This window comes from Streptomyces sp. NPDC030820, from assembly GCF_055572075.1.
Genome location: NZ_JBVIEB010000014.1, coordinates 111941 through 137081, shown reverse-complemented (window position 1 = coordinate 137081; position 25141 = coordinate 111941). Strand labels below are relative to the sequence as shown.

The following is a 25141-nucleotide window of genomic DNA, read 5'->3' as shown; positions in this document are numbered from 1 at the left end:
CTGTGCATCCATGGGTGCATGGCCAAACAGAACGTAGCCGAGCAGTTCGTCGACATCCTCGTCCGCGCCGGTGTGCGCCGCCTCTACGGCGTGGTCGGGGACAGCCTCAACCCGGTGGTGGACGCCGTCCGCCGCAACGCCGCCATCGACTGGATCCACGTACGCCACGAGGAGACCGCCGCCTTCGCGGCCGGCGCCGAGGCGCAGATCACCGGGAAGCTGGCGGCCTGCGCGGGCTCCTGCGGCCCGGGCAACCTGCACCTGATCAACGGCCTGTACGACGCGCACCGCTCCATGGCGCCGGTGCTCGCGCTCGCCTCGCACATCCCGTCGAGCGAGATCGGCCTCGGCTACTTCCAGGAGACCCACCCCGACCGGCTCTTCCAGGAGTGCAGCCACTACAGCGAGCTGATCTCCAGCCCCAAGCAGATGCCCCGGCTGCTGCAGACCGCCATCCAGCACGCGGTCGGGCGGAGCGGGGTCAGCGTCGTCGCGCTGCCCGGTGACATCGCAGCCCAGCCGGCCCCGGAGAAGGCCGCGCAGAGCGCCCTCGTCGCCTCCCGGCCGACGGTACGGCCCGGCGACGCCGAGATCGACGCGCTCGTGGAGATGATCGACGCGGCAGGGAGAGTGACTCTTTTCTGCGGCAGTGGCACAGCAGGAGCGCATGCGGAGGTCATGGAGTTCGCCGGGAAGATCAAGTCTCCGGTGGGGCACGCGTTGCGCGGCAAGGAGTTCATCCAGTACGACAACCCGTACGACGTCGGTATGAGCGGACTGCTCGGCTACGGCGCCGCCTACGAGGCCACTCACGAGTGCGACCTGCTGATCCTGCTCGGCACCGACTTCCCCTACAACGCCTTCCTGCCCGACGACGTGCGGATCGCCCAGATCGACGTGCGGCCCGAGGTGCTCGGCCGCCGCTCCCGCCTCGACCTCGCCGTGTGGGGCGACGTGCGCGAGACGCTGCGCTGCCTGATCCCGCGGGTGCGGGAGAAGACCGACCGGCGCTTCCTCGACCGGATGCTGAGGAAACACGCCGACGCGCTGGAGGGCGTGGTCAAGGCCTACACCCGCAAGGTCGACAAGCACGTCCCGATCCACCCCGAGTACGTGGCCGCCGTCCTCGACGAAGTCGCTGACGACGACGCCGTGTTCACGGTCGACACCGGCATGTGCAATGTGTGGGCCGCCCGGTACGTCTCGCCCAACGGCCGGCGCCGGATCATCGGTTCGTTCTCGCACGGGTCGATGGCGAACGCGCTGCCCATGGCGATCGGCGCCCAGTTCACCGACCGGCGCCGGCAGGTGGTCTCGATGTCCGGCGACGGCGGGTTCTCCATGCTGATGGGCGACTTCCTGACGCTCGTACAGTACGAACTGCCCGTCAAGGTCGTACTGTTCGACAACTCCTCCCTCGGCATGGTCGAGCTGGAGATGCTTGTGTCCGGGCTGCCCTCCTACGGCACCGCCAACACCAACCCCGACTTCGCCGCCGTCGCCCGCGCCTGCGGGGTCTACGGGATCCGGGTGGAGAAGCCCAAACAGCTGGCCGGCGCGCTCAAGGACGCCTTCCGGCACAAGGGACCGGCGCTGGTGCACATCGTCACCGACCCCAACGCGCTGTCCATCCCGCCGAAGATCAGCGCCGAGATGGTCACCGGTTTCGCGCTGTCCGCCTCCAAGATGGTGCTGGACGGCGGTGTCGGCCGTATGGTCCAGATGGCCCGCTCCAACCTGCGTAACGTGCCGCGCCCCTGAACCCGGAGGTGGAGGGGTGGATTTCGGCCACTTTCACGGCGCGTGACGGGGTGCCGACGGCCGATGCCGGGCGCATCTGCCTTGCCGTCCCGGGACGTCCGTGGCGCGCAGAGCCCTGCGGGGAGCCGGCCACCCGGGTGCGGCAGGGCCCGGCGGCGGGCCCGTACGCCGTACGGCCGTGGCCGAACCGCCGGTCATCGGGCATGTGTGATGACTGCCCGTGTGCGTGCTGGGCAAGGATCCCCCGTGAACGTGTTCGACCAGGAGGGGCAGGGTCCAGCGGCGTGCGGGCGGGGGTCATGAAGAGTCAGGCACGAGGGGGCGGTCCCGCGGTCGTCGGGGGCTCCTCGGCGACGGCGGGGGAAGAGGCCGGCACCATCACGGAACACGCGCACCGGCTCCGGCGCAGGCTGGGGCGGGCGGATCTGAAGGCGGTGCCCGAGGCCCGCCGGGAGTTGCGGGAACTGCTGCGGCACTGGGGGAAACCGGGCCGTTCGGAGATCGCCGAACTGCTCACCAGCGAACTGGTCACCAACGCGCTCGTCCACACCGACGACGACGCGGTCCTCACGGCGGTCGTGCAGCCGGGCGGACTGCGCGTGGAGGTACGGGACTTCCTGGCCCGCAGACCGGAGCTGAGAGGCCCGGACGCGGACGACGACACCCACGGGCGGGGTCTGGTGCTGGTGCAGTCCCTGGCGGACGCCTGGGGCGTACGGCCGCACGGGGTGGGCAAGTCGGTGTGGTTCGAACTGGGCGCCGAGGCTGCGTGACGCTCCGCGGGAAGGCCGGCTCACCGGATGGGTGCGGACAGAGCGGGAAACGGGCCGGGGGTGCGACCGGTGCGGTCACACCCCCGGCCCGTCATGAGCGGTGGTTCCGGTCGGACTGCCCTGCGCGGCGGTCCTAGCCGAACTGCTGCTCCAGGTCCTTCAGTTTGCGCTCCAGGGAGTCCAGGCGCGGCAGGGCCATGGTGTCGTCCTCGGCGGTGAGGTCGACGGTCACCTGCTCAGCGGACCCGCTGCGGACCGGCTGCAGGGAGGGGCGGGCGCGTACGGGCAGCTGTTCCGCGGTCGATATGGCAGGCTCCGCGGTGGCCGGGGCGGGGCCGCGCTCCACCGCCTGCACCTCCACCTCGACCTGCCGTCCGCCCCGGTTGACGAAGCCGCGGTGGCCCCGGCTGATGGCCTTCAGCTGGGCGCGCTCGATGCGCTGCTGCTCGCGCCGGCGCTGCCGCTGCTGCTCCTTCTGCCGCTTGTCGTCGCGGACCTCCTCGACCGCCTCGTCCAGGCTGCGCACGCCCTCCAGGAGCATCAGCGACCAGGCTCGGTAGGTCTCGCGGGGGGCGCGCAGCCAGCGCACGATGCGGATCTGCGGCAGCGGACGCGGCACCAGGCCCTGCTCGCGCAGCGCGGCCCGGCGGGTCTGCTTCAGCGCGCGGTCGAACAGGACGGCCGCCGACAGTGACATACCGGAGAAGAACTGCGGCGCGCCCGCGTGGCCGGCGCCCCGGGGCGCGTGCACCCAGTTGAACCAGGCCGCCGCCGCAGCGAACATCCACACGAGTATCCGGGAGCCGAGGGCCGCGTCACCGTGGCTGGCCTCGCGCACCGCGAGGACGGAGCAGAACATCGCCGCGCCGTCCAGGCCGAACGGCACGAGGTACTGCCAGCCGTCGGTCAGCCCCAGGTTCTGTTCGCCGAAGCCGACGAGGCCGTGGAAGGACAGGGCGGCCGCGACCGCCGCACAGCAGAACAGGAGCACGTAGGAGGCCGTGCCGTAGATGGCCTCCTTGCGCCTGCGGCGCTCCTCGCTGCGCTCCCACGAGTCGTCCGCGCTCGCGTTCTCCCCGGAGGAGCGCTTGCCGCGCGCGAGCACCGCCACCGCCGCCAGCATTCCCAGGAGCAGTACGGCGCCCGGTAGGAGCCAGTTCAGCGATATGTCGGTCAGTCTCATCAGGGGTCCCTTGCATTGGGATAGGGCGTAACGCCCGCCATAGTGGCCCACTCCCGACGGCCCTCAGGGGGTTTCGGGGCAAGAGGCCGCCAAGGAAGTGCAAGGGAATGCCCAGGGCGGCGTTCTGCTCGAACTGCCGCATGAGGGGCGGGAGTTGAGTTCGAATAAGACTACCGGTACGGGTGGTTCCTCGGAAAGTTCCCGCGACAGGTGGGGAAGTTGTGAATCACTCGTCCGCGGGGCCCGTCCGTCGGTGACCGGTCCGTCCCCGGTGATCTTAGTGGACCCGGGGCCGTACTCGGTCCCCTGAGGAGGCCTCAGGCCGCCGCGCTCGCCACGAGTTCCCGGATCGGGGTGCACGGTGTAGAACATGCGGCAGCTCGTCCGGTCCCGGGTGGGCAGCCGTGAGGGGCCGGCGCACGGCCATGCGGCCGGCGGTGTGGTCGTACGAGACGTGCGTCACATGCGGCCGGGGCGCCGCGATGGCGTCCGGGCGGGTCCGGTGCCCGTAGCCCCGCGGCATCTGCGGGCCGACCTTTGTAGGTAAGCCTAACCTTAGCTACTGGTCGGTGAATTTGAACTACCGGCTCGGACGCCTAAGGTGCTTGACGGACGGGTGACAACCCACCGTTAATGACCCAAGTGCCGACAAGCCGCCAGGAGGGACCCGTGAAGCAGAGCGCGCAGGGCTCCGCCGGGGCGGGGACATCGCGCGGGGCGCCGCCCGGTGGCGCCCGGGTGCCCGCGCAGCCGCGCCCGGCGGACGCCCCCGACAGCTTCCGCGAGCGGCACACCGCCGTGCCCGCCGCGCGCGGGGAGCACACGCACAGTGAGCGGCCGATTCCGGAGCCCCGGCCGGCGGTGCAGCGCTCCTCGGTGCGCGGGCAGATCCTGGACGCGCTGCGTACGGCGCTGGTGACCGGGGAGCTGAAGCCCGGCGAGGTCTACTCGGGGCCGGTGCTCGGTGAGCGGTTCGGTGTCTCGGCCACGCCCGTGCGGGAGGCCATGCAGCAGCTCGCCCTGGAGGGCGCCGTCGAGGTCGTGCCCAACCGTGGGTTCCGGGTGGTCGAGCGGGGGGCGCGGGAACTGGCCGAGCTGGCGGAGGTGCGGGCGCTCATCGAGGTGCCGGTGATGCTCCGGCTCGCCCGGACCGTGCCGGGTGAGCGGTGGGCCGAACTGCGTCCGCTCGCCGAGGAGACGGTACGGGCGGCCGGCACCGGCTGCCCGGCGACGTACGCGGAGTCCGACCGCGCCTTCCACCGCGCCCTGCTCGCCCTGTCGGGCAACGAGCAGCTGGTCGGCATCGCATCCGATCTGCACCGGCGCTCGCAGTGGCCACCGGTCCGGCGCGGCCGGGCCTGTCTGGTCGCCGACGCGGCCGAGCACCTGGCTCTGCTGGACGCGCTGATCGCCGGAGACGTCGATGTGGTGCGGGGGCTGGTCACGCAGCACTTCGCGGGCGCGGGCTGAGTGGGCGCCCGGCGCCGGGGAGACCGGGTGGGTTCGCTTACGGCGCCTTGACGGCCGACGCGACTACGCCGTAGCCACCCCCGGAGCCGGCGGCGCCAACTGCCGGGCCAGCCACGTCGGTACGCCTCCGAGCAGCCGGAACAACCGGCGCGCCTCCTCGCGCAACCGCGAAGCCTCCGGCTCGGTCTCCGCGTCGGCCAGCGAGGCCAGCGCAGGGGCCGTACCGACCAGATAGCCCAACTCCTCGCGGATCCGCAGCGATTCGGCGAAGCCATGCCGCGCCTCGGTCAACTCGCCGTCGCGCAGGGCGAGTCCGGCGAGGTGGCGCCAGGTGAAGGACAGCAGCAGCGGGTCCGCATGCGCGGCGGCGCCCGCGTGCGCCCGGCGGTACGCGGCCCGCGCCGCCTGCGGGGAACGGGTCAGGTTCTCCGCGATCAGGCCCCGGCGGAAGTCGAGCAGGGCCCGGCCCGGCGCTCCCGGAGGGATCAGCGCCGCCGCCCGCCCCAGCGCGGCCCGCGCCTCGTCCGCGCGGTCCCGGACGCCGTGCAGCGTTGCCGTGTAGGCGAGTTGGCCGCGCTCACAGGCGGCGGCCCCCCGCTCCTCGTCGGTGTGCGCGAGCGCCTCCGCCGTCCGCAGGGCGTCCTCCGCGTGCTCCCAGCCCCGCTCGGTGTACAGACACCGTTCGACCAGCAGCGCGGCCCGCTGCAGGGACGTGGCGGGGGTGTCCGGCGGCAGCAGGGCCGCCGCGTCCGCCCAGCAGGCCCGCGAGCGCAACCGCCATACCGCGGTCTGGAGCGGATCGTCACCGGCGGTCGTTCCGTTACCAGACATGGCGGGATGCGCCACGTTGCCCTCCCCGAGCACGCCATCGAGCTGTTGAGTGGTGGCGGCATTCCAGCACCAATCGCCGGGCCGGGCCAAGAGGGTGGGTGAAAGATTTCACAAAGTCGTGGGGCGCGGGCGTGACCGGGTTTGGCCGCCGCGCGCCCCCGCCGGCCTCAGCTCATGCGCAGCGCGAGGAAGAAGTCGAGCTTGTCCTCCAGGCGCGACAGGTCCCGTCCCGTCAACTGCTCGATCCGGCCAACCCGGTAGCGCAGCGTGTTGACGTGCAGGTGGAGCCGGGTGGCGCAGCGCGTCCAGGAGCCGTCGCAGTCCAGGAACGCCTCCAGGGTCGGGATCAGCTCGGCCCGATGGCGGCGGTCGTAGTCCGTCAGCGGGTCCAGCAGGCGCGCGGTGAAGGCGCGGCGGACGTCGTCGGGCACGAAGGGGAGCAGCAGGACGTGCGACGCCAGCTCCTGGTGCCCCGCAGCGCAGACCCGGCCCGGGCGGGCGGCCGCCACCCGGCGGGCGTGCCGGGCCTCCTCCAGGGCCCCGCGCAGCCCCTCCGCGGAGTGCACGGCCGCGCTGACGCCGAGCGTGAGCCGCCCGTCGTCGTTCAGGCCCGCCGAGAGCGTCTCCCGCACCGACTGCAGCAGGGAGTCGGCCAGCAGCCCGGTCTCCGAGCCGTCGTGCTCGGCGGAGACGGCCGGCAGCGGCACCAGGGCGATGGCCTCGTCGCCGGTGTGCGCGACGGCGATCCGGTCGGACGGCTCCGGGCCGGTCGCCTGCGGGTCGACCAGCACTTCCTCCAGGAGCGACTGGGCGACCGGGCCGCCCTCGACCTCGCCGCCGTCCCACTCCACGCGGGCCACCACGACCTGCCAGTGCGGGGCCGCGCCGAGCCCGGGCAGCAGCACCGGGGCGGCCACCCTCAGGCGGGCCGCGATCTCGGCCGGTGCGGCGCCCGTCTGGACCAGCTCCAGCACCTCCTGGGCGAGCCGGCGCCGCACCGTGCGGGCCGCGTCCCGGCGGTCCCGCTCGACCGAGATCAGCTGGGTGACGCCCTGCAGCAGGTCCAGCCGCTCCTCGGGCCAGTCGCCGGCGTCCGCCTCGACGGCCAGCAGCCAGTCCGACAGCACCGACTCGCGCACATCGCGGGCGGCCTGCGGGGAGCGGCCGGAGGAGCGGATCGGGAAGAGGGAGTAGGTGCTGCCGCCGAGCAGGACGCGGTGCGGGCCGCGGCGGCCGGTGCGGGTGGCCGCCAGGTGTTCGGCGGCGAGCTTGGCGCAGGTGTCGGCGGGCAGCGCCGGCCCCGCGACTTTGGAGCCCGCGATCAGCCGGCCGGTCGGGGCGAGCACCCAGGCGCGCAGGTCCAGGTCGGTGCCGAGCAGGTCCAGGACCACGTCCGGGCCGCCGCCCGCCGGGCCCGAGGTCATCATCCGCCGGTGCCGGTCGACCACGGCCGCCAGGTCGCCGGCGCGCTCGCCGGAGACCTGCCGTACGACGTGCTCGGTGATCGTGGCGAAGGCCACCGACTCGTGCACCGCGAACAGCGGCAGCCGGTGCCTGGCGCAGGCCAGCACCAGGTCGTCCGGCACATCGCCCAGCTCCGCCTCACCGGCGGCCAGCGCCGCCACCCCGGCCTGCACCAGGATCCGTACGAACGGCTCGGAGTCGGCCGCGTCCCGGCGCCAGGCCAGGCCGGTCAGCACCAGCTCGCCCCCGGAGAGGTAGCGGCTCGGGTCGCGCAGGTCCGTGGTCATGACCCCGCGCACCGTACGGTCCAGTTCCTCCTCGCCGCCGAGCAGCCGCAGGCCCAGCGCATCGGTGTCCAGAAGTGCGCGCAGCCGCATCTCGTCGCCGCCGTTCTATGTCTCGAAACCTACGATGGATCTTGGAGGGTGACGGGGGAGTCACCCCGAACCTGTGGCCCGGGGACGCGTTCGGCGGCCCTCCTGCTGTTTCCTGCGTTTCTCCAGGAAAACGGAGAGGTTACCGATGACCTCCGTTCATACGAATCTACAAGATGCTCGCCGTGGCCAGCGAACTCCTTCATGGTTTCGGTGACTGACCCCGCCGGAGCACAGGGCGGTGTACTGAGTCCACTCCGCGTAAACAGCACATGAACGAGCCGCGCCCGCCGCACACGGATTGGCTCAATCTGTACGACTCACGAGACGAAGAAGAGAGCCGGTCATGGACTTCCTTCGCCCCGCCAGCTGGGAGGAGGCGCTCGCCGCGAAGGCCGAGCACCCCACCGCTGTGCCGATTGCGGGTGGCACCGATGTGATGGTCGAGATCAACTTCGACCACCGCCGGCCCGAGTATCTGCTCGACCTCAACCGCATCGGTGACCTCTACGAGTGGGAGGTCGGCGAGGAGAGCGTACGGCTGGGCGCCTCCGTCCCGTACACCAGGATCATGCAGCATCTCCGTGCCGAGCTGCCGGGCCTCGCGCTCGCCTCGCACACGGTCGCCTCCCCGCAGATCCGCAACCGCGGCGGCGTCGGCGGCAACCTCGGCACGGCCTCGCCCGCCGGTGACGCCCACCCCGCCCTGCTCGCGGCGGGCGCCGAGGTCGAGGTGGAGTCGGCGGCCCGGGGCACCCGGCTGATCCCGATCGACGAGTTCTACACGGGCGTCAAGCGCAACGCGCTCCAGCCCGACGAGCTGATCCGCGCCGTGCACGTCAAGAAGGCCGACGGACCGCAGCAGTACTCGAAGGTCGGCACCCGCAACGCCATGGTCATCGCCGTGTGCGCCTTCGGCCTCGCCCTGCACCCCGAGACCCGTACGGTCCGGACCGGCATCGGCTCGGCCGCCCCGACCCCGGTCCGGGCCAAGGCCGCCGAGGAGTTCCTGAACGCGGCCCTGGCGGAGGGCGGCTTCTGGGACAACGGAAAGATCATCACCCCGTCGGTCGCCAAGCAGTTCGCCGACCTGTGCTCGGCCGCCTGCAACCCGATCGACGACGTCCGGGGCACCGCGAGCTACCGCCGCCACGCGGTCGGCGTCATGGCCCGCCGGACGCTCACCTGGACCTGGGAGTCGTACCGCGGCGCCCGCCGCACATCCGAGGGAGCTGCGTAATGCGCGTCAACTTCACCGTCAACGGACGTCCGCAGGAGGCCGACGACGTCTGGGAGGGCGAGTCCTTGCTGTACGTCCTGCGCGAGCGCCTCGGCCTGCCGGGTTCCAAGAACGCCTGCGAGCAGGGCGAGTGCGGCTCCTGCACCGTGCGCCTGGACGGCGTGCCGGTCTGCTCCTGCCTGGTCGCGGCCGGTCAGGTCGAGGGCCGCGACGTCGTGACCGTCGAGGGCCTGGCGGACTACGCCAAGCAGCGCGCCGAGGGCGGCTGCGCATCCGGCGCCTGCGGTACGACCCTCCAGGACGCCCAGCAGTGGAGGGCCAAGGGCACCGACTCCCAGACCGGCGAGGGCACCGAACTCTCGCCGATCCAGCAGGCGTTCATCGACGCCGGCGCCGTCCAGTGCGGCTTCTGCACCCCGGGTCTGCTCGTCGCCTCCGACGAACTCCTGGAGCGCAACCCGAACCCGTCCGACGCCGACATCCGTGAGGCGCTGTCGGGCAACCTGTGCCGCTGCACGGGCTACGAGAAGATCATGGACGCGGTCCGCCTGGCGGCCGCCCGCCAGTCCGAGGGGGTCTGACCATGCCGGCCAACGGCGCTCCTACGAAGATCACGCAGGGCTACCGGACCAAGGGCGGCATCGGCGAGTCCACGCTCCGTCCGGACGGCACCCTCAAGGTCACCGGCGAGTTCGCGTACTCGTCCGACATGTGGCACGAGGACATGCTGTGGGGCCAGATCCTGCGCTCCACCGTCGCCCACGCGGAGATCGTCTCGATCGACACCTCCGAGGCCCTGGCCACGGCGGGCGTGTACGCGGTCCTCACGTACGACGACCTGCCCACCGAGGTGAAGAACTACGGCCTGGAGATCCAGGACACCCCGGTCCTCGCGCACGGCAAGGTACGCCACCACGGCGAGCCGGTCGCGCTCGTCGCCGCCGACCACCCGGAGACGGCCCGCCGCGCCGCCGCCAAGATCAAGGTCGAGTACCGCGAACTCCCGGTCATCACCGACGAGAGGTCGGCCCTCGCGCCGGACGCGGTCCTCGTCCACGAGAACCGCGACGACCACCACTTGGGGCACGTCCCGCACCCGAACATCGTGCACCGCCAGCCGATCGTCCGCGGCAACGCGGACGAGGCCGCCAAGCGGGCCGACGTGATCGTCAAGGGCGAGTACACCTTCGGCATGCAGGACCAGGCCTTCCTCGGCCCCGAGTCCGGCCTCGCCGTACCGGAGGAGGACGGCGGCGTCCACCTCTACATCGCCACCCAGTGGCTCCACTCCGACCTGCGCCAGATCGCGCCCGTGCTCGGCCTGCCCGAGGACAAGGTGCGCATGACGCTGGCCGGCGTCGGCGGCGCGTTCGGCGGTCGCGAGGACCTGTCGATGCAGATCCACGCCTGCCTGCTGGCGCTGCGCACCGGCAAGCCGGTGAAGATCGTCTACAACCGGTTCGAGTCCTTCTTCGGGCACGTCCACCGCCACCCGGCCAAGCTGTACTACGAGCACGGGGCCACGCGCGACGGCAAGTTGACCCACATGAAGTGCCGGATCGTCCTGGACGGCGGCGCCTACGCCTCCGCCTCCCCGGCGGTCGTCGGCAACGCCTCCTCGCTGAGCGTCGGCCCGTACGTCGTCGACGACGTGGACATCGAGGCCATCGCCCTCTACACCAACAACCCGCCCTGCGGCGCCATGCGCGGCTTCGGCGCGGTCCAGGCGTGCTTCGCCTACGAGGCGCAGATGGACAAGCTGGCGAAGCGACTGGGCCTGGACCCGGTGGAGTTCCGGCAGCTCAACGCGATGGAGCAGGGCACCATCATGCCGACGGGCCAGCCCGTCGACTCGCCCGCCCCGGTCGCCGAACTGCTGCGCCGCGTCAAGGCGATGCCGCTGCCGCCCGAGCGCCAGTGGGAGTCCAGCGAGGGCCCCGACGTACGGCAGCTGCCCGGCGGTCTGTCCAACACCACGCACGGCGAGGGCGTCGTACGCGGGATCGGTTACGCGGTCGGCATCAAGAACGTCGGCTTCTCCGAGGGCTTCGACGACTACTCCACCGCCAAGGTGCGCATGGAGGTCGTGGGCGGTGAGCCGGTCGCGACCGTGCACACCGCGATGGCGGAGGTCGGCCAGGGCGGCGTCACCGTCCACGCGCAGATCGCCCGCACCGAGCTCGGCGTCACCCAGGTGACCATCCACCCCGCCGACACGCAGGTCGGCTCCGCGGGCTCGACCTCCGCCTCCCGGCAGACGTACGTCACCGGCGGCGCCGTGAAGAACGCCTGCGAGCTGGTCCGCGAGAAGGTCCTGGAGATCGGCCGGCGCAAGTTCGGCTCCTACCACCCGGCCTGGGCGACCGCCGAACTCCTGCTGGAGGGCGGCAAGGTCGTCACCGACGGCGGCGAGGTCCTCAGTGACCTGGTCGACGTTCTGGAGGACCAGGTCGTGGAGATCGAACAGGAGTGGCGGCACCGGCCGACCGAGGCCTTCGACCTGCACACCGGCCAGGGCAACGGCCACGTCCAGTACTCCTTCGCCGCCCATCGCGCGGTCGTCGAGGTCGACACCGAGCTCGGCCTGGTCAAGGTCATCGAGCTGGCCTGCGCCCAGGACGTCGGCAAGGCGCTCAACCCGCTCTCCGTCGTCGGCCAGATCCAGGGCGGTACCACCCAGGGCCTGGGCGTGGCGGTGATGGAGGAGATCATCGTCGACCCGAAGACCGCGAAGGTCAGGAACCCCTCCTTCACGGACTATCTGATCCCCACGATCCTCGACACGCCGACCATCCCGGTCGACGTGCTCGAACTCGCCGACGAGCACGCCCCGTACGGGCTGCGCGGCATCGGCGAGGCCCCCACCCTGTCGTCCACCCCGGCCGTCCTCGCGGCGATCCGGAACGCGACCGGGCTGGAGCTGAACCGGACGCCGGTGCGGCCGGAACACCTCACGGGCACCGCGTAACACACAACCCCACAGCTCTCCGGGCGGCGCAGGGAACGTCACACACTCCGCCGCGCCGCCCGGAGGAACCCCCTTTGAGTTCCGCACCGCTCGCGGTCCTTGAAGTACCAGGAAATTCGTTCGTCTCGGGCCGTCCCCCGGGTCGTCCATTCCCAAATCCCGTGACCGTCAGCGCGGTTGCACGGGTGCCCCTGTGAACCTTGGGAGATGGCACCATGACCCAGCAGTCAGTGGAGCCCACGACCACCGCCGAAGACGCGGGCGCGGGTTCGCGTCCGCCGGCCGGCAGGTCGTGGCTCGACCGGTACTTCCACATATCCGAAAGAGGATCCACCGTCGCGACCGAGGTCCGCGGTGGCGTCACCACCTTCATGGCGATGGCGTACATCCTTCTGCTCAACCCCGTGATCCTCAGCGGCGCGGACAAGTCCGGCGACTCTTTGGGCCAGAAGGCCCTCATCACGGCCACCGCGCTCGGCGCGGCGGGCACCACCCTCCTCATGGGCTGGGTCGGCAAGGTGCCGCTCGCCATGGCCGCCGGACTCTCCGTCTCCGGTGTGCTCGCCGGTCTGGTCATGGGCACCAAGGACCTGACGTGGGCTCAGGGCCTGGCGATGTGCGTCGCCTACGGCGTGGTGATCATGCTCCTGGTGGTCACGGGCCTCCGCGAGATGATCATGAACTCGATCCCGCTGCCGCTCAAGCACGGCATCACGATCGGCATCGGTCTGTTCATCGCGTTCATCGGCCTGGTCAAGGCCGGGTTCGTGCATGCCGGTACGGCAACCCCGGTCACCCTGGGCAACGGGGGTGAGCTCGTCGGCTGGCCCGTCCTGCTCTTCGCCGTGACGCTGCTGCTCATCTTCGCGCTGCAGTCCCGGAACGTTCCCGGCGCCATCCTCATCGGCATCGTCACCGGCACCGTTCTCGCGGTGATCGTCAACGCCGCCGGCCTCGTCGACGACAAGGGCTGGGCCAACGGCTCGGGTCCCGCGCTGCACGGCAGCGCCGTGTCGATGCCGGACTTCTCGCTCATCGGCAAGGTGTCCTTCAGCGGCCTGGGCGACGTCGGCTACATGACGGTCACCTTCATCGTCTTCACGCTGGTGCTCGCCGGCTTCTTCGACGCGATGGCCACCATCATCGGCATCGGTACCGAGGCCGGACTCGCCGACTCCCAGGGGCGGATGCCGGGCCTGTCCAAGGCGCTGTTCATCGACGGTGCCGGCGGCGCCGTCGGCGGTGTGGTGGGCGGCTCCGGTCAGACCGTGTTCATCGAGTCCGCGACCGGCGTCGGCGAGGGGGCCCGTACCGGACTGGCCTCGGTCGTCACCGGAGGCTTCTTCGCCCTTTGCCTCTTCTTCACGCCGATCACGGCGATCGTGCCGCGCGAGGTGGCCTCGGCCGCCCTCGTCACCATCGGCGCGATGATGATGATGAACGCCCGGCACGTGGACTGGGGCGACCGCTCCGTCGCGATCCCGGTCTTCCTGACCGTCGTGATCATGCCGTTCACGTACTCGATCACCCCCGGTGTCGCCGCCGGTGTGATCTCCTACGTCGTCATCAAGCTCGCCCAGGGCAAGTGGCGGGAGATCGGTCCCTTCATGTGGGGTCTGACGGTGCTCTTCCTCGTCTACTTCTCCCTGCATCCGATCCGAGCCCTGCTGGGCGTGCACTAGCCGGTTGAACGTCCCTTCCACGCAACCCCGTTAGGAGACCGACAGATGCTGGACATCGCCGACGAGTTGAACCGGTGGGTCGAGCAGGGCCGTGACTTCGCCGTCGCCACCGTGGTCGCCGTCGGCGGCAGCGCCCCGCGCCAGCCCGGCGCCGCCCTCGCGGTGGACGCCGAGGGCACGGCCGTCGGCTCGGTCTCCGGCGGGTGCGTGGAGGGCGCCGTGTACGAGCTGTGCCAACGGGCGCTGGAGGACGGGCAGACCGTGCTCGAACGCTTCGGCTACAGCGACGAGGACGCCTTCGCCGTCGGCCTGACCTGTGGCGGCGTCATCGACATCCTCGTCACACCGGTCCGGGCGGACGGTCCCGCCCGGCCGGTGCTCGCCGCCGCGCTCGCCGCCGCCGCCCATGGGGAGGCGGCGGCGGTCGCGCGGATCGTGGAGGGACCGGCTGAGCTGCGGGGCCGGGCCCTCCTCGTGCGCGCCGACGGTTCCCGCGACGGCGGTTTCGGCGCCCATCCCGAACTGGACCGCACGGTCGCCGCCGAGGCCGGCGCCTTCCTCGACGCGGGCCGCACCGGCACCCTGGAGATCGGCGAACAGGGCTCGCGCTGCGGCGCCCCGCTGACCGTCCTGGTCGAGTCCTCCGTCCCCGCCCCCCGCATGATCGTCTTCGGCGCGATCGACTTCGCCTCCGCACTGGTCCGTGTCGGCAAGTTCCTCGGCTACCACGTCACGGTGTGCGACGCCCGCCCGGTGTTCGCCACGAAGGCCCGCTTCCCGGAGGCGGACGAGATCGTGGTCGAGTGGCCCCACAGGTACCTGGAGCGCACGGAGACCGACGGCCGTACGGTCCTCTGCGTCCTCACCCACGACGCCAAGTTCGACGTGCCGCTGCTCGAGCTGGCCCTGCGGCTGCCGGTCGCCTACGTCGGCGCGATGGGCTCCCGCCGCACCCACCTCGACCGCAACGAGCGGCTGCGCGAGGTCGGGGTCACCGAGCTGGAACTGGCCCGGCTGCGCTCGCCGATCGGCCTCGACCTCGGCGCCCGTACGCCCGAGGAGACGGCGCTGTCCATCGGCGCGGAGATCGTCGCCGGCCGGCGGGGCGGCTCGGGTGTGTCGCTGACCGGTGCGCACACGCCGATCCACCATGACACGAACCCGGCACCCGTCGGTCACATCGGCTCGGTGGCCTGAGGTCCCTTCGGCCGTTCTTCCGGGCGCCCGGGGGGAGCGTGCCGGGAAAACGGTTTGCCGGGCGCCTGGGCCGCCGTATTGCATGAGGTCATGGTGTCCACCGACCGGCTGGCGGCCTTCGCCGCCCTGTCCTTCCTGCTGATCGTGATCCCCGGCCCGAGCGTGCTCTTCGTCGTCGGGCGGGCGCTGGCGCACGGCCGGCGCGCCGCGCTGACCACGGTCCTCGGCAACACCCTCGGCGCGTATGTGCTCGTGGCGGCCGTGGCGCTCGGCATCGGCTCGATCGTGGAGCGCTCGGTGCTCGTCTTCACGGCCCTGAAGCTCGCCGGCGCCGCCTACCTCGTGTACCTCGGGATCAAGGCATGGCGGCAGCGGGGCTCCCTGCGGGCCGCGTTCACGCAGTCAGGACCGGCCCACGGCGGCCTGCGCACCCTCTGGGAGGGGTTCGCGGTCGGCGTGGCCAACCCCAAGACGATGGTGTTCTTCGCCGCCGTGCTGCCCCAGTTCGTGGACCGCGAGCAGGGCCGGGTGCCGGTGCAGATGTTGCTTCTCGGCCTGGTCTTCAACGCCATCGCGGTGGCCTCCGACAGCCTGTGGGGACTGGTGGCCTCCGCCGCCCGCGACTGGTTCGCCCGCTCACCCCGGCGGCTTGCCGCCGTCGGCGGGATCGGCGGGCTGACCATGGTCGGGCTCGGTGTGACGGTGGCGGTGACGGGGCGCAAGGACTGAGCGCTCCACGGGCTGCCGTGAGGAGCCGTCCGGCGTCTGCGCCACCGTCGTGGCCGGCCGCGCCGTTCCTTGCGCCCTGCGGACGCTCACTCCCGCCGCAGCAGCCGGTTCACGGCGCGCCCGAACACCGTACGGGCCGTGCGCTCCACCAGGCCGTCCGAGGCCGAGGGCAGGAAGCGCAGACTCACCTCCTCGCGCCACACGACCCGGCTACGGCCGCCCGGTCCCGGCCACACCTCGATCTCCGCCCAGCCGAGGACCATCCGTCCGCGTTTCTCCAGGCGGCACAGCCCGGCTTCGCCGTCGGCGGGCGGGCGCCAGAGGGTGACCTCCATCAGGTCGTCGAAGGCGAGCGGACCGATGCCGGACCGGGCCACGAAGCGCGTACCCACGTGGGTCGGCGGGGGCGTGAGCACCGTGATCCGGGTCAGCGGGACCACGTCGGCGTGGCGGGGCCACTCCGTGAGCCGGCGCCAGGCCTCGTCCAGGGCGAGCGGGGCCGTACGTTCGAAGGAGAAGGTGGGCACGGGATGATCGTAGGCAATGAGCGACCCCGCTACTGCCCCATATATAGAGCATGAGTTCGAATATCTCCCCAATGCCCGACCGGTAGCACCATGGAAGGAGGGGCACCGCGGAGGAGGACGATCATGCGCTTCCGGGATCGGGCCGAAGCCGGACGGGAACTCGCCGGACTGCTGAGCGACCTGCGGGAGCAGGGCACCCTGGTCGATCCGCTCGTCCTCGCCCTACCGCGCGGCGGTATCGCCGTCGCCGAGCCCGTCGCCCGCGCCCTGGGCGCCCAGCTCGACGTGCTCATCGTGCGCAAGATCGGTGCCCCGCATCACCAGGAGTTCGCCGTCGGCGCGCTCGTCGGGGACGACCCGCCCCTCTTCAACGCCGGGACCCTGGACCGGCTCGGCCTGACCGAGGAGTCCATGGCCCCGGTGGTGGAACGCGAGCGGCGGGAACTGCGGCGCCGCGAGGAGCGGTATCGCGGCGACCGTCCGGCGCCGGATCCTGCGGGGCGTACGGTGATCGTCGTCGACGACGGGCTGGCCACCGGCGCCACGGCCCGCGCGGCCCTGCGGCATGTGCGGCGGCGCCGGCCCGCCCACCTGGTGCTGGCCGTGCCCGTCGGCGCGCCGGACTCCGTGGCCCAGCTCGCCTCCGAGGCCGACACGATCGTGTGCCCGCACCGGCCGGCCGGGTTCACCGCGGTGGGGCAGTGGTACGAGGACTTCGAGCAGTTGACGGATGCGGAGGTGCTCGCGGCGCTGGGCAGTCGCGGGTAAGCGCCGTTGGGGTCTCTCGCCGTTGCCGGGTGCGGGTCCGTCTTGGGTTGCTCGCGCCCACGCGGCGGAGCCGCGTATCGATAGAGCCCCGCGCCCCTGCGGGGCGCTTCCTTCCCGCCCTTCGTAACACCCCCGTGCACACCAGTAGTACCGGGCCGGTACTCGGAGTAGCCTCGGGGCCATGACGCGCACGGGGGAGCGAGCCGTCAAGTCGCGGTTACGGACGCCGTCCTGGATCGCGCGCATCGAGGCGCCGGACGGACAGGTCCTCGGTGCCGGGGTGCTGCTCGCCCCCGACCGCGTGCTCACCGCAGGGCATGTCGTCGGGCCCGGCCACCGCTACACCGTCCGCCTGATCGGCGTACCCGGCCTGGACGCCGTACCCGCCACCGTCCGCGAGGACGAGTACGTGCCGGAGCAGGAGGACGCCTTCGGTGACCGCAGCGGTGATCTCGCCCTGCTGCGGCTGGCCGCGCCGCTGCCGGCGGCGCACACCACCCGGCTCTACCGGCTCGCCGCACCGCACGGACCGGTGAGCATGTACGGCTTCCCGGCCGGCGACGACGGCGGCCGCTGGCACGGCGCCACCCTGGTCGCCGCCCGCGGCCGGGACAGCCAGGTGCAGCTGCGCCCGCTGGCCCCGGGCGAGCTGGCCGCACCCGGCTTCAGCGGCGGGGGAGTGGTCGACCACGCCACCGACCAGGTCATCGGGATCGTCCTCAGCGTGGACGAGGGGCCGGGTTGGGCCTTCAGCTATATGAGTCCCACCGAGACCATCCTCCGGCATCTTCCGCAGGTCGCCGCCTGGACCGACGGCGCCGAGGCGGTCGACCCCCGGCTGCGCACCGGAGCCGCGGAGGCGGCCGGCGCGCTGGACGTGCCGTTCGCCACCGAGCTCGCCTCCTGGTTCCGCGGCGAGGGCTGGCCGGTCCTCGTCACCGTCGCCCCCGCCCGCAGCGACCGCGCCTGGACCCTGCACCGGGCCGTCACCCTCGCCGACCGGGAACTGCGCACCGACCGCAACACGAGCGGCTTCAGCCATGACCCGCCCGAGACCGTGCCCCCGGCCGGCGGGCACGATCTCGCCCTGGACGTCAAGGGGCTGACGGCCGGTCAGGTCATGGAGCGCATCGCCACCCGACTGGGCATCCGCGACGACATCCGGCCCGAACGGCTCGGCGCCCTGCGCGTCCCGCTCGCCGCCGTCCTGGTCGGCGTCGACCAGGCCGCCGAACCCGACGCGCTGCTCGGCCTGCTGGACCGGCTCGCCCGGCAGGGGGCCCGGCTGCTGCTGGTCTTCCGCCACCGGGGCCAGCGCGCGGAGCAGGCCGCCGAGTCCCTCGTACACCGCCCGCTGCACGACCGCTGGAGTCGACTGCACGACGAACTCGACCGTATCGTCCACGAGTTGGGACCGGGCCTCGACCGGCTCCGGGAGCGGGTGCTGCCCGGCGCCGGCACCCGGCAACTGGTGGAGCAGGCCGAGGCCGGAGTACGGCGGACCCGCATGCTGCGCGCCTGGGTCGCCCACACCCCCGAGCGGGAGCGCGAACCCGGCAGCGCCGACCTGCTGTTCACCTTCGAGGACGCCGCCGACCGCCGCAGACAGCGCCTGGAACAGGCCATCGGCGTCCTCGACACCCGGCTGCGCCGCCGCGAGGAACTCCTCGGCCGGGTCAGCGCCGAGTGGCCGCTGTGCCGCAGACGGGCCGCCGCGCACGGCGACCGGGTCATGGAGGCCTACCGGCTCTACGAGCACGCCCTGTCCCTGCTGCGGCACACCCCCTGCGACATCGAGCGGGCCGAGGCCGCCGTCGAGCGCTTCGTCGGTTTCTGCTCGGCCGCCGCTCCGTCCGCCCCGGCCGCGCCGACGCGGCCCGCCGCCCCCGGCGCACCCCGGAAGGAGAGCGCACCGTGACCTCGTGCGCCCGGCCCGGCTGCGCGGGCCACATCATGGGCACCGGCTACTGCGACACCTGCGGCCGCCGCCACGCCGAGCCGCACACCGCGTCGCATCCGGAGCCACCGGCACCGGCCGGACCGCGCGCCGAACCGCGGGCCCCGGCCCCCAGCACCCCGGCCGAGGACAGCCCCGGCCCGCCGGCCGTGCACGCCGTCGCCGGGGTCGGGGACCTCGACCAGCACGGACTGGTCGTACTGCCCGAGGTGCCCGTCCCCGACGACGTGCTCGTGACCGACCCCCGCCCGCCGACCGGCGGCCGTCGCTGCGGTGCGAACGGCTGCACCATGACCATCGGCGTCGGCTACGGCGGCCGGCCCGCCCCCGCCACGGGCCACTGCCCCCGCTGCGGCACGCCCTACTCCCTGCTGCCCCAGCTGAACGAGGGCGACGTGGTGGCCGGCCACTACCGCGTCCTCGGCTGTCTCGGCGGGGGCGGGCTCGGCTGGATCCATCTCGCCGAGGACACCCGCGCCGACGGCCACCGGGTCGTCCTCAAGGGCCAGATCGACGCCCACGACGCGCTCGCCCGCCGCACCGCCGTCGAGGAGCGCCGCTCGCTGACCGACCTGCACCACCCCGACATCGTCCGGCTCATCACCTACGCCGACCACCAGGTCCCGGGCCGCCCGCCCACCGGATACCTGGTCATGGACTACATCGGCGGCCGCTCCCTGCAGCAGCTGTTCGCCGCCGACGACGTCGAACGGATCTTCCACGGCCGCCCCCGCCTGGACCACGTCCTCACCTACGGCTGCAAGATCCTCGGCGCCCTGCAGTACATGCACGAACGCGGGCTGCTCCACTGCGACATGAAACCCGCCAACGTCATCCACTTCGGCCGGGCGATCAAGGTCATCGACCTCGGCGCCGTCCGCGCGATCGGCGACCGCACCTCCGCCTACGTCTACACGGCGGCGTTCGCCCCGCCCCAGGAGGAGATCGGCCGGCGCGGCTGGCACGTCGACAGCGACCTCTACACCGTCGGCATGACCCTCCAGGCGCTGTGCCACGGCACCGAACCGGCCCGCGGCCTCGCCCCGGACTCCTTCCGCCGGCTGATCGACCGCGCCACCCACCCGGAGCCGCGGGCGAGGTTCCGCTCGGCAGCCGAGATGTCCCGGCAACTCTGGGAAGTCCTACGGGAGTTCCGCTCGCTCCAGTTCGGCGAGCAGCTGCCGGAGAGCTCCACCCGGTTCCGCGCCACCGGCGCCAGCCTCGACGCCGGGCTCGGCGCGATCCCGGCCCTGGACCACTTCACCGCCCACCCCGGCGGGCAGCCGCCCGGCCTCGACGTCTCCCCGCCCTCCGCCGCCGAGGTCGCCGGCGCCCTCCCGGAACCGGTCCCCGACCCCGACGACGGCGCCGCCCTGCTGCTGGACACCTTCCCGCCCGACGCCCCCGACCGGGTCGCCCGGCAGTGGCCCCGCGAATCCCGCCTCGGCACCCCGGAGACCGCGCTGTGGCTGTGCCGCGCCTACCTCAGACGAGGCGAGCGGGACCAGGCCGAGAGCTGGCTCGCCGAGGCCGAGACCCAGCTCGGCGAACACGCCGCCGCACACGACTGGCGCATCGCCTGGCACCACGGCGTCCTCCACCTCAGCAGCGGCGAGGTAAGCCGGGCCGGCACCCGCTTCGACGCCGTCTACCGGGCCCTGCCCGGCGAGTACGTGCCCAAGCTCGCCCTCGCCTACTGCACGGAACACGCGTCCGAGGTGCCCGGCCCGCAGCGCATCCCGCGGGCCATGCGGTTCTACGAGGCCGTCTGGAAACGTGACTTCGCGCACACCGCCGCCGCCTTCGGGCTGGCCCGCGGTCATCTGGCCGGCGGTGACCGGGACGCCGCCGTCCGCGTCCTCGACGACGTGCCCGCCACCTCCCGGCACCACGACGCCGCCCGGATCGCGGCCGTCCGGGTCCGCGCCGGCATCCTGCGCGGTGACCCGCCCACACCGGCCGACCTGCGCGACGCCGCCCGGCGACTGCCCGAGCTGCGCCTGGACGGCGGCGCCGCCGACGGCGAGTCCCGGGCCCGGCTGGTCGCCGAGGTCCGCACGAACGCCCTGCGCTGCCGGCCGGACCAGGGCTGGGGACCGGAGTTCCCCGCCGGCGACCTCCTCGGACCCGGTGACGAGGACGGCCTGCGCCGCCTGCTGGAGCACTCCTTCCGCCTGCTGGCCGCGCAGGCCCGCACGGCCGACGAGCACGGCCGGCTGCTCGACCTCGCCCACGCGGTACGGCCGGTCACCACCTTCTGACGCCCGAGCACGCCCGAGCACACACCGTGAGCACCTGGGGGACACACGATGACCGTGGCCGAGGAGATCGAGGTGACACTCGCGGTCGGCCAACAGAAGGAACTGCCCGCCGTGCCCGCGCCCGGGCAGCCCGCCGACCGGGAGATGCACGCCATCCTGGAGATCGGCGTCCGCAGCCACGGCGGCCACGGCGGCCCGGGATCCGGCCCCGCCCCCGCGCACGGGGCGGGCCCCGCACTCGCCGAGGTGCTGATCGTCGACACCTCCCGCTCCATGCTCCACCCCGCCGCCAAACTGCACGCGGCGAAGGACGCCACCGCCGCGGCACTCCGGCTGCTGCCCGACGGCACCGCGTTCGCCGTGCTCTCCGGGCGGTTCGACGCCACCGTGGTGCACCCCGGCCCCGGCCGCGCCCCGATGGCCGTCGCCGGCCCCGCCGAACGGGAGGCCGCCGAGCGGGCCGTACGGATCCTGGACGCGGACGGCGGCACCGCCCTCGGCACCTGGCTCGACCTCGCCCGGCGGCTGCTGAAGGAACAGGCCGCCCCCGTCAAGCACGTCCTGCTCCTCACCGACGGGCGCAACGAGCACGACCACCGGGCCGCGATGTCGCTGGACACCGCCCTGGACGCCTGCGAGGGCCGGTTCGTCTGCGACGCCTGGGGCATCGGCGACGACTGGGACGCCGAACTGCTGCTGCGCATCGCCCGGCGGCTGCACGGCCGCGCCGGAGCGGTCCGCGAGGAGTCCGAACTGCCCGCCACGTACGAGGAGTTGGTGACCGGGCTGCTCGGCACCGCGATCCCCGAGCTGCGGATCAGGATCACCCCCACCCCCGGCACGGTGATCCGCCGGGTCAAGCAGGTGGTGCCGGGCGAGCAGGAACTGACCCCCGTTCCGGCCGGCTCCGGCGGCCGCGGCACCGAGTACGTCACCCGGGCCTGGGGCGACGAGACACGGCACTACCAGGTCGTCCTGACCGCCGACCCGGCCGGCCGCGAGACCGGCGAGGACCTTCAGCTCGCCGCCGTGGAGGTCGCCGTACCGCCCTTCGGACGCCCGGTACGGCTGCCCACGCCGCGGCCCGTGCTGGTCCGCTGGACCGACCACCCGCTCGACGCCTCCCGGCAGCATCCCGGAGTCCGCCGGCACGAGCTGTACCAGCAGGCGAGCGCCGCCGTCGCGGGGGCCTACCGGGCCTGGCTGCGCGGCACCGGCGGCCGGGCCGCGGCGGACCGGCACCTGGCCCGCGCCCTGGCCCTCGCCGGTGAGCTGGGCGACGCCCAACTCCTGGGCGCACTGCGGCGGATCGAGGAACCGGGCGCCGGCCGGGTCCGCGCCGGCCTGAAGGACGTCGACTGGCAGCACCTGATCCTCTCCAGCGCCCTGACGACCCCGCCGCAGCCACCCAGCCCCGGCCCGCCGGCCACGCCCCCACCCGGCACCGCCACACCCCCCGACGCCGACGCCCTGATCGAGTGCCCCCACTGCAAGTGGCTCGGCCCGGCCGACTCCGTCTACTGCGGGGGCGACTGCGGCCGCCGACTGAGGGAGCCGACCTCATGACCCCTGGCAGGGGCGCAACGCCTCCCGCCGACCGCCGCGGCACCGCCAGAAGACCGGCTCACCAGCTGCACCGGCTGTTCCCTCCGGGCCGGCGCGCACCGGACGGCGGCAGTTCCACCGCCCACGATCTCGCCGTACGCCACCGCCTGCTGCTGGCCCTGTCCGCCCTGCTGACGCTGTCGCTGTTCCTGTCCTACGAGGGCGTGCACGGTGACGCGAACCCGCTGCGCACCTCCAGCGCTCCGGCCGTGCTGTCCATCGACACCGCGCTGTACGCGCTCGGCCAGGCCCAGCAGGACGCCGGCGCGGCGGCACCGACCAGCGACTTCCAGAAACAGATCTCGGTCGCGGCCCAGAGCCTCGCGGCCGCCGCCGGGGACGACGTCGGCGGGCCGGCGGGCCGGCAGGCCCTGCAGACGGTCGCCGGACTGATCACGGTGTACGCCGTCAAGGTCCAGCAGGCCCAACTCCAGCCCGCCGACAGCGTCTTGCGCGAGGCCTACCTGAGCTACGCCACCAGCATCCTGACCGACAAGGGCACCGGGATCCAGGCCCGGCTGACGGCACTGCAACGGCAGCAGCGAGCCGCGGTGCACCGGCAGACCTCGTTCGGCCCGCTGCTGTGGCTCGGCTGGAGCACGACCCTGCTGCTGGCCCTCTCCCTCGGCGCGGCCCTGCTGGAGACCCAGCTGTTCCTGCGCCGGCGCTTCCGTCGCCGGTACAACCGGGGCCTCCTCGCGGCGGGCGCCCTGCTGGCGGCCGGGCTCGCCGCCACGCTGCTGTTCACGGTGTGGACGCACCAGGGGATGGCGCACACCCGTGAGCTGCTCGACCGCCCGCTGACCGGGCGGCTCATCACCGACGCCGGGCCGCACACCGCGGCGTACCTGGCGCACACCGGTTTCCGCGCTTCGGCCGCGGTCTGGATCCTGATAGGAGGCATCCTGCTCATGGCCCTCGCCGAGACGGGACTGCGGCGGCACATCGACGACTACCGGTTCACGCCCCGGTGAGCGCCCCGCAGGGCGGCCCCGCGACGCCGGCCACCGGCTCTCGTGCCCGCCGTATCCGCACCCTGACCGTGCTGGCGAGCTGCCTGGTCCTGCTGGCGGCGGCCGTCGTGTTCGCCGTACGCGCCCTCGGCCAGGAGCCGACCGTCACGCTGCTCGCCAACTGGACCGGCACCGACGAGCGGAACTTCCGGGAGTCGGTGATCGAACCCTTCGAGCGCAGGTACCACATCCACGTCGACTACCAGGGCAGCTCCGCCGAGAGCCAGGTGCTCGGCGCCGACGTGGAGGCCGGGACGCCACCGGACGTGGTGGTGCTGACCGGCCCCGGTGAACTCGCGGACTACGCCGGGCGGGGACAGTTGAAACCCCTCGACGACCTCGTGCCCCGCGCCGGCTTCGGCGCCTCCTGGACCACGCCGCTGGACGGGCACGTGTACTGGTTCCCGCTCAAGGCCGACCTGAAGTCGGTCGTCTGGTACCCGGCCGGCACGAGCGAGCGGCAGCGCGCCGAGGCGGCGACCCGGCCCGGCCAGTGGTGCGTCGGCATGGGCTCCGGCGCGACCAGCGGCTGGCCCGGCACGGACTGGATCGAGGACATCCTGCTCCAGCGGTACGGCCCCGGCACGTATCAGCGCTGGGCGCGCGGCGAACTGCCCTGGACGTCCAGCCAGGTGCGGTCGGCTTGGACCACCTGGGGGCGGCTGGTGGGGGCCGGCGGGGAGCGCGAGCTGGTCCGGCGGGCGCTGAAGACGCCGTACCAGGACGCGTCGAAACCGGTTGCCGCGACGCCGCGCGGCTGCACGCTGGAGCACCAGGCGTCCTTCATCCGCAACCAGGAGTCCTGGAAACGCGTGGACGGCCGTTACGAGCCCTCGGCCCGGCGGATCCCCGGGGCGCGGGCGAGCGACGCCTGGGAGGTCTCCGGGGACCTGGTCGCCCTGCTGCACGACACCCCGCAGGCCAAGACGCTGATCCGGCACCTCGCCTCGGCGGGCGCCCAACGCGCCTGGAACGCCCGGGAATCCGGTTTCTCGGTCAGCCCCCAGGCGCAGCCTGCGCCCTCCGCCGCCGGCTCGGCCTGGCACCGCTCCCTCGCCGCGATCCTTCTCGACGACCGGGCGGTGCACTGCTTCGACGCCTCCGACGCGATGCCGCCGTCGGTACGGGACGCGTTCGCCGAGGCGGCGATCGAGTTCCTCGCCCACCCCGATCACCTGAACGCCCTGCTGGCCTCCCTGGACACCCTCAGCCACACCCACGACCTGACCTGGCTCCCCTCGGTCTGCGACCGCACACCGTGACCAGCCCGCGACACCCGAACACCGCGCGTTTTCCGGCCGGCACCGGTGCCTCGGTCATTCCCGCTCCTCGACGGGC

General features: G+C 73.0%; 19 protein-coding genes. 15 read left to right on the top strand and 4 right to left on the bottom strand.

The window, feature by feature from the left end:
- Nucleotides 1-18: 18 nt before the first annotated feature.
- Together ACZ418_RS33255 and ACZ418_RS33250 are read left to right on the top strand one after the other, a co-directional pair.
- The gene (locus tag ACZ418_RS33255) at nucleotides 19-1761 is read left to right on the top strand and encodes a pyruvate dehydrogenase (RefSeq protein WP_468370605.1); all 1743 of its coding nucleotides are present in this window, start codon (nucleotides 19-21) and stop codon (nucleotides 1759-1761) included.
- A 299-nt stretch (nucleotides 1762-2060) separates the two neighbouring features.
- On the top strand, nucleotides 2061-2534 hold the full coding sequence (locus tag ACZ418_RS33250; RefSeq protein ID WP_468370603.1) for an ATP-binding protein: 474 nt from the start codon (nucleotides 2061-2063) through the stop codon (nucleotides 2532-2534).
- A 133-nt stretch (nucleotides 2535-2667) separates the two neighbouring features.
- On the opposite strand, the gene ACZ418_RS33245 is transcribed toward ACZ418_RS33250, so the two are convergent.
- Nucleotides 2668-3717: a DUF2637 domain-containing protein gene (locus tag ACZ418_RS33245; protein ID WP_468370600.1), complete on the bottom strand. Its 1050-nt coding sequence runs from the start codon at nucleotides 3715-3717 to the stop codon at nucleotides 2668-2670.
- Between the two features lie 669 nt (nucleotides 3718-4386).
- Between ACZ418_RS33245 and ACZ418_RS33240 the strand changes: the two genes are divergently transcribed.
- The gene (locus ACZ418_RS33240; RefSeq protein ID WP_468370597.1) at nucleotides 4387-5187 is read left to right on the top strand and encodes a GntR family transcriptional regulator; all 801 of its coding nucleotides are present in this window, start codon (nucleotides 4387-4389) and stop codon (nucleotides 5185-5187) included.
- Between the two features lie 63 nt (nucleotides 5188-5250).
- Here the strand turns inward: ACZ418_RS33240 and ACZ418_RS33235 are convergent, their stop codons facing one another.
- Both ACZ418_RS33235 and ACZ418_RS33230 read right to left on the bottom strand, forming a co-directional pair.
- A complete protein-coding gene (locus ACZ418_RS33235) occupies nucleotides 5251-6018 on the bottom strand; it encodes a hypothetical protein (RefSeq protein WP_468370595.1) in 768 nt (255 codons plus the stop codon).
- A gap of 167 nt (nucleotides 6019-6185) precedes the next feature.
- Nucleotides 6186-7859, bottom strand: coding sequence for a PucR family transcriptional regulator (locus ACZ418_RS33230; protein WP_468370593.1), 1674 nt, complete (start codon nucleotides 7857-7859; stop codon nucleotides 6186-6188).
- 343 nt (nucleotides 7860-8202) lie between these two features.
- Here ACZ418_RS33230 and ACZ418_RS33225 point away from each other — a divergent pair, with 343 nt between their 5' ends.
- From ACZ418_RS33225 to ACZ418_RS33200, 6 genes are all read left to right on the top strand, one after another.
- A complete protein-coding gene (locus ACZ418_RS33225) occupies nucleotides 8203-9096 on the top strand; it encodes an FAD binding domain-containing protein (protein WP_468370590.1) in 894 nt (297 codons plus the stop codon).
- A complete protein-coding gene (locus tag ACZ418_RS33220) occupies nucleotides 9096-9677 on the top strand; it encodes a (2Fe-2S)-binding protein (protein ID WP_468370587.1) in 582 nt (193 codons plus the stop codon). Before ACZ418_RS33225 ends, ACZ418_RS33220 begins: the two co-directional genes overlap by 1 nt.
- Nucleotides 9678-9679: 2 nt before the next feature.
- Nucleotides 9680-12064: a xanthine dehydrogenase family protein molybdopterin-binding subunit gene (locus ACZ418_RS33215; protein WP_468370585.1), complete on the top strand. Its 2385-nt coding sequence runs from the start codon at nucleotides 9680-9682 to the stop codon at nucleotides 12062-12064.
- Nucleotides 12065-12279: 215 nt separating this feature from the next.
- Nucleotides 12280-13746 carry an NCS2 family permease gene (locus ACZ418_RS33210; protein WP_468370583.1) on the top strand — a complete coding sequence of 489 codons (1467 nt, stop codon included), beginning with the start codon at nucleotides 12280-12282 and terminating at the stop codon, nucleotides 13744-13746.
- 45 nt (nucleotides 13747-13791) lie between these two features.
- Entirely contained in the window at nucleotides 13792-14943 is a 1152-nt protein-coding gene (locus ACZ418_RS33205; RefSeq protein WP_468370581.1) for an XdhC family protein, read from the top strand.
- Nucleotides 14944-15033: 90 nt separating this feature from the next.
- Complete coding sequence (locus tag ACZ418_RS33200; RefSeq protein ID WP_468370579.1) at nucleotides 15034-15672, top strand: LysE family translocator; 639 nt, start codon at nucleotides 15034-15036, stop codon at nucleotides 15670-15672.
- Nucleotides 15673-15758: 86 nt separating this feature from the next.
- Here the strand turns inward: ACZ418_RS33200 and ACZ418_RS33195 are convergent, their stop codons facing one another.
- Nucleotides 15759-16199 carry an SRPBCC family protein gene (locus ACZ418_RS33195; protein ID WP_468370576.1) on the bottom strand — a complete coding sequence of 147 codons (441 nt, stop codon included), beginning with the start codon at nucleotides 16197-16199 and terminating at the stop codon, nucleotides 15759-15761.
- Between the two features lie 123 nt (nucleotides 16200-16322).
- On the opposite strand from ACZ418_RS33195, the gene ACZ418_RS33190 reads away from it, so the two are divergent.
- From ACZ418_RS33190 to ACZ418_RS33165, 6 genes are all read left to right on the top strand, one after another.
- Complete coding sequence (locus ACZ418_RS33190; RefSeq protein WP_468370572.1) at nucleotides 16323-16967, top strand: phosphoribosyltransferase; 645 nt, start codon at nucleotides 16323-16325, stop codon at nucleotides 16965-16967.
- A 181-nt stretch (nucleotides 16968-17148) separates the two neighbouring features.
- Nucleotides 17149-18885: a trypsin-like peptidase domain-containing protein gene (locus tag ACZ418_RS33185; protein ID WP_468370569.1), complete on the top strand. Its 1737-nt coding sequence runs from the start codon at nucleotides 17149-17151 to the stop codon at nucleotides 18883-18885.
- Complete coding sequence (locus ACZ418_RS33180) at nucleotides 18882-21185, top strand: tetratricopeptide repeat protein (RefSeq protein WP_468370567.1); 2304 nt, start codon at nucleotides 18882-18884, stop codon at nucleotides 21183-21185. The genes ACZ418_RS33185 and ACZ418_RS33180 overlap by 4 nt, the downstream gene beginning before the upstream one ends.
- A gap of 48 nt (nucleotides 21186-21233) precedes the next feature.
- On the top strand, nucleotides 21234-22751 hold the full coding sequence (locus ACZ418_RS33175) for a VWA domain-containing protein (protein WP_468370565.1): 1518 nt from the start codon (nucleotides 21234-21236) through the stop codon (nucleotides 22749-22751).
- Entirely contained in the window at nucleotides 22748-23764 is a 1017-nt protein-coding gene (locus ACZ418_RS33170) for a hypothetical protein (protein ID WP_468370562.1), read from the top strand. The genes ACZ418_RS33175 and ACZ418_RS33170 overlap by 4 nt, the downstream gene beginning before the upstream one ends.
- Nucleotides 23761-25065: an extracellular solute-binding protein gene (locus tag ACZ418_RS33165; RefSeq protein ID WP_468370560.1), complete on the top strand. Its 1305-nt coding sequence runs from the start codon at nucleotides 23761-23763 to the stop codon at nucleotides 25063-25065. The genes ACZ418_RS33170 and ACZ418_RS33165 overlap by 4 nt, the downstream gene beginning before the upstream one ends.
- Nucleotides 25066-25141: the final 76 nt, after the last annotated feature.